Origin of the sequence: Streptomyces sp. NPDC058157, assembly GCF_042884105.1 — a bacterium.
In the GTDB taxonomy this organism is placed as follows: Bacteria; Actinomycetota; Actinomycetes; order Streptomycetales; family Streptomycetaceae; genus Streptomyces.
On record NZ_JBHVUQ010000333.1, the window covers coordinates 1 to 4743 of the forward strand.

The 4743-nt window shown below is 75.4% G+C and carries 4 protein-coding genes; 2 read left to right on the forward strand and 2 right to left on the reverse strand.

Translation table 11 applies throughout. The features are described from left to right. Nucleotides 1-165: 165 nt before the first annotated feature. Together ACFVXK_RS37110 and ACFVXK_RS37115 are read right to left on the reverse strand one after the other, a co-directional pair. Nucleotides 166-1563, reverse strand: a complete 1398-nt coding sequence (locus ACFVXK_RS37110; RefSeq protein WP_389621340.1) for a HEAT repeat domain-containing protein — start codon at nt 1561-1563, stop codon at nt 166-168. 342 nt (nt 1564-1905) lie between these two features. After that, complete coding sequence (locus ACFVXK_RS37115) at nt 1906-2316, reverse strand: ankyrin repeat domain-containing protein (RefSeq protein WP_389621343.1); 411 nt, start codon at nt 2314-2316, stop codon at nt 1906-1908. A 330-nt stretch (nt 2317-2646) separates the two neighbouring features. Between ACFVXK_RS37115 and ACFVXK_RS37120 the strand changes: the two genes are divergently transcribed. Both ACFVXK_RS37120 and ACFVXK_RS37125 read left to right on the forward strand, forming a co-directional pair. Next, on the forward strand, nt 2647-2841 hold the full coding sequence (locus ACFVXK_RS37120) for a hypothetical protein (protein ID WP_344159715.1): 195 nt from the start codon (nt 2647-2649) through the stop codon (nt 2839-2841). 32 nt (nt 2842-2873) lie between these two features. Then, on the forward strand, nt 2874-4505 hold the full coding sequence (locus ACFVXK_RS37125) for a hypothetical protein (RefSeq protein ID WP_389621347.1): 1632 nt from the start codon (nt 2874-2876) through the stop codon (nt 4503-4505). The last annotated feature ends 238 nt before the right edge of the window (nt 4506-4743 follow it).

A 4743-nucleotide genomic window follows, 5' to 3' on the forward strand; every position in this document is an offset into this window, starting at 1 on the left:
CGCCCGTTCCTCCCCCAGCTACCGCTGGGAGGTGCCCCCAGGGGCTCCGCCCCAGACCCCGCGCCTCAAACTCCCCCAGCTACCGCTGGGGGGACCCCCAGGCGGGGCTGGATTTCGCGCAGCGAAATTCCAGCCCGCGCGGCGGGTTCCGGGTCTCCTGCGGAGCTACATGGTCGGCTCGGGGGTGATGCGGCTGCGGACGGCCGACTGGACGTCCTCCTCCTCCGCCGGGTCCGCCGCCAGGCGGCGCAGCCGGGGGGCGACGCGGGCGTCGGCCGTTTCGGCGTGGCGGGCCGCCACCTCGCGGGTGGTCTCCTCGCAGTCCCACAGGCATTCGACCGCGAAGCCCGCCGCGAAGGTCGGGTCCGTGCTGGCCAGGGCGCGGGCGGCGCGGCCGCGCAGGTGGGAGGAGGCCGTCTCACGGTAGATGTGGCGCAGCACGGGGGCCGCGCAGCCGATCGAGAGCCGGCCCGCGCCGTCCACGAGGGTGAACAGGCGGGGCGAGTCCGGGCCGGAGCCGCGGACGGTGTTGCGGAGGGCGCCCAGCACCAGGCCGGTGTCGTCGGCGCCGCCGCGGGCCGCCAGGAGGGCCGCGGCGGCCGCTCCGAGGGCGTCGGGACGGTGGACCCACTGGCGGGCGCGGTCGAGGGCGGCGGGGCCGCACATGCGCTCGTAGGCGGCCACGGCCGGTTCGTCGCCGGCGGCTTCGATGAGGTCGAGGACGGCCGGGTTCTCCGGCTCGGCGAGGACCAGGTGGTGCAGGGCGGTGGCCCGGGCGGCCTCGCCCTGGGCCCCGGCGGCGGCCGCGAGGATCTCGGAGCGGTCCTCGGGCGCGGCCACGGCGGCGAGGCAGCGCGCGGCGGGCACGTGCAGCGGGGTGCCGCGGCGCAGCCCGTCGGCGGCCCAGTCGAAGACGGCCTGGACGCCCCAGCCGGGCCGGGGGCCACTCGGGTTGAGCTGGCGCTGCCAGCGGTCGAACGAGCCCTGCCGGCGGGCGGCGCTCAGGCGTTGCCCGTACTGCGGCAACTCCTCCCACAGGCTCCACGGCCGGGGCTCGTAGGCGTCGCGGACGGCGGCGGCCAGCAGCGCCTCGCCCTCGGCGGTCTCCGGGAACCTGGCGAGGACCGGGGCGGCCAGGGACCGCAGGCCTTCGTCGTCGTCGCGCAGGGCGAGCTCGTCGAGGGCCCAGGCCCAGTTGGCACCGGAGGCGGCGTAGCGGCGCAGCAGCATCAGCGCGTCGTCGCGGCCGTACGAGGCCAGGTGTCCGAGGACGGACAGGGCCAGGCCGGTGCGGTGGTCCTCCTCGTCGACGAGGTCGTCGACGCCGAAGAGGTGGGCCTCGATCTCGCGGAGGGGGCCGTCGAGGTCCAGGTACAGGCGGGCGTAGTACAGCGACCGGTTCTCGACCTGCCAGTCCTGCCGCGGGTCACGGGTCACGCACTGGTCGAGGGCCGCGAGGGCCTCCGGGCGGGGGGCCGCGAGGGCGTGCAGCGTGCCGTCGCCGCGGCCCCTCTGGAGGAGGCCGAGCAGGGTGCCGCTCGGCGCTATGACTGGTTCGAACATGGGAATGGCCTCAAATCAAGCTGGGGACGCAACCGGGAATCGGGGTTCACAGGGCCGCGTAACAGCATGTGAGGACGTCCGCCGTCATGTTCCGCTCGATGTAGACCATTGCCTTCTCACTCTCGTCGGTGCTTCGCGTCCGTGCCGGCCGGTGCGGCAGGGGTGGGTGTGGACACCCTTCGTGTCCAGCCCGCTCCTGCCCGTCCGTCATGTCCGCGAATCGAATCCGACGCCATGATGACCCAGGCGGTTTGCGCGCCGCGACCACATTTAAGGGCGTCGTGACCAAGCCGTGAGCTCGCGGGCCCGTCCCGGCCCGGGCCGGGCGGGAGAAAAAGCGGATTACTGGGCTCCGAAGAGTTCCAGCAGGTCGGCCTTGTGGAACATGCGGGCCGTGTCCACCGCGGACGGGGTTCCGGCGTAGGGGTCGGCCCCGCCGGCGAGCAGCGCGCGGATCACGGCTTCCTCGCCCTTGAAGACGGCGCCGGCGAGCGGGGTCTGGCCGCGGTCGTTGGCGCGGTCGGCCTCGGCGCCGCGGGAGAGCAGGGCCGTGACGGCGTCGGCGTGGCCGTGGTAGGCGGCGAGCATGACGAGGGTGTCGCCGCGGTCGTTGGTGAGGTTGGCGGGGACCCCGGCGTCGAGGTAGGCGGCCAGGGTCTCGGTCTCACCCTGACGGGCGAGGTCGAAGATCTTGGTGGCCAGCTCGATGACGTCCTCGTCGGGGGCGTCGGGCGCGTCCTCGTGCGTGCTCATCTGTCGTTCGGCCTTTCGCTCGTGCCGGTTCGTACGGGGCAGGAGTCTGCCCGGGCCGGGCGGGCAGGGGGGTGCCCGGCGCTGCGTCCGTACGGGTGAATCGCCAGGGTAGCGCCAGGTCGGGGACATGAGGGGGTCGGTCCGAGGCAAGGATGTCGGTGGCCCGTGCACCTGACACCGCGGCGGGCCGACGCGCCAGCCGGGAGGGGCCGGTCAAGTGAAAATCCCGAAGGTTCACCCGTATGCACCTTTTGTCGCATTGATACTTCCTGTGAGCCTGGAACAACTGATGGTGACCTTCCCGACCGTTCCGCTACCAGGAGAACTCACATGGTCCTGTCGATCTCAGGTGTCGTGCTGCTCGGCATCATCTGCTTCCTGTTCTTCAAGAAGGACGGGATGAAGCTGACCCACGCCGTCGTCTGCGCGCTCTTCGGCTTCTTCCTCGCCGGCTCCGCCATCGCCCCGAGCATCACCGCGAGCACGGCGAGCCTCGCGAGCCTGCTCGGCGGGATCAAGCTCTAGACCGCCCCCGCCCCACCACCCAGGAGACGACCGTGGCCCGGCGCCCACTCCCCCGCATCCTCACCAGTGGCAGCACCTCGCTCGCCCGGGGCCGCGACCTCGCCCGTACGGCGGCCGACAACGCCACGGACGTCCTCCATCCGCTCCTGGTCATCGGGCGCGGACTGCGCGTCCTGGCCTCGGCCGGCCGCCGCAAATGGACCGCGACGCCCAAGGACAAGCGGGGTCCCGCGCTGTTCCTGGGGGCGGCCTGCGTCCTCGTGGTCGCGCTCGTCCCCTACGCGCCCGTCACCGCGCTGATCGCGCTGATGGCCGCGGCGGGCTGGCACGGGCGCGACCGCACCCCCGCGAAGACCGGGCCCAGCGACGCCGAGACCGACCGGCTGCGCTCCCTCTACGAGGCCCTCGTGCCCTACTTCTCCGCCCCGGAGGACCCGGCCCCGCTGTTCACCCACGGGGGCGGCTTCGACGACGCCTTCAGCGACCACGCCTTCGACGCGGAGGGCCGCGTCACCCGGCTGCGGATCCGCTACCCCGCCTACTTCACCGACGGGGAGGCGGCCTCGCGGGCCCGGATCGAAGCCCTGCTGCACGCCAAGTCGGGGCGCGGCCGCGAGTACCTCTTCGTCTGGGACGAGGAGGCCAACCGGCTCGACCTGAGCGTGCTGGAGCCGCTGCCCACCGGGATCGCCGCCCAGCCGTTCGTCACCTCGCCCGGGGAGAGCGTCCTGGGCTTCACCGACCCCGAGGGGGTCCGGCGCACCCTGCCCGTGCTGGAGGGCGACGAGCGGCGCGACCTGCCGCCCGTCGTCTGGCGGACGGGCCCCGGCTCCACCGAGCCGCACCTGCTGGCGGTGGGCCAGCCCGGCAGCGGCACCACCGGCCTGCTGCGCTCGCTCGCCCTCCAGGCCCTGCGCCAGGGCGGCGACGTGATGGTCGTCGAGGGCGGCGGGAGCAACGAGTACGCCTGCCTGGCCGGCCGCGCGGGGGTGCTGGCCGTCGAGTGCGGCCCCACCGGCGCCCTGGCCACCGTCGAGTGGGCCGCGCACGAGACCGAGCGGCGCCTGATCGCCACGCACCGGGCCCGCGAGGCGGGCCGGCCGGCGCCCGAGGACACCAAGCGGCCGCTGTGGATCCTGCTGGACCGGCCCAGCGTGCTCGCGCACCTGGCGACCGCCGAGGGACGCCCGGACCCGCTGGCCCAGCTCCAGGTCCCCCTGCGGCACGGCCGCGCCGCACACGTCACGGTGGTCGTCGCCGAGCACTTCGACCACCTGGAGCTGATCGGCGACGCCGTCTGGCAGCACACCCGGGCCCGGGTCGTCCTCGGGCCCGCCCCCGTCCAGCAGCTCACCGACGTCCTCGGGCTGCCGCCGCACACCACCCCGGCCCCGCAGCTCCCGCCCGGCCGCGGCTACGCCCGGCTCGGCACCGGGCCGGTCCACCGCCTCCAGGTGCCCGCCACCCCCGACCCGTACGACGACGCCACGCACCCCGCGCACCGCCACGCCGTCCTGGAGCTGCTGCCCGAGCGGCAGACGGCGGGCCCGGGCGGCGGGGAGGGCCCGCCGGCACCCGTCGGCCCGCTCAAGGACCAGCCCCCGGCGCAGCCCGGAGCCCTCGACGCCGAGGGCCTCCCGGAAGTGGCGGCCGAGGCCCCCTGAGGGCCCGGCCGCACCGGGCCACGGGTCGCCCCGCCAGGCCGGGACAGGCCGCAGCAGGGCCGGGCCGGCGTGGGCCCGCCCCGGGTCAGGCCACGAAGGTGCGCGGCGGCTCCGCCCCGCCGCCCGCCCCCCTACCGTCCAGACGGGCCCCCGCCGCCAGGCGCGCGGCGGCGTCGTCGGCCCCCCGCCCGCCCACCCGGAACGGCCTCCGCCCGTAGGCCGAGACCGCCCCCGCCCC

Coding starts and splice junctions, on each gene's coding strand:
- ACFVXK_RS37120 (WP_344159715.1), top strand. CDS start 2,647: ATGGTCCTGTCGATCTCAGGTGTCGTGCTGCTCGGCATCATCTGCTTC.
- ACFVXK_RS37110 (WP_389621340.1), bottom strand. CDS start 1,563: ATGTTCGAACCAGTCATAGCGCCGAGCGGCACCCTGCTCGGCCTCCTC.
- ACFVXK_RS37115 (WP_389621343.1), bottom strand. CDS start 2,316: ATGAGCACGCACGAGGACGCGCCCGACGCCCCCGACGAGGACGTCATC.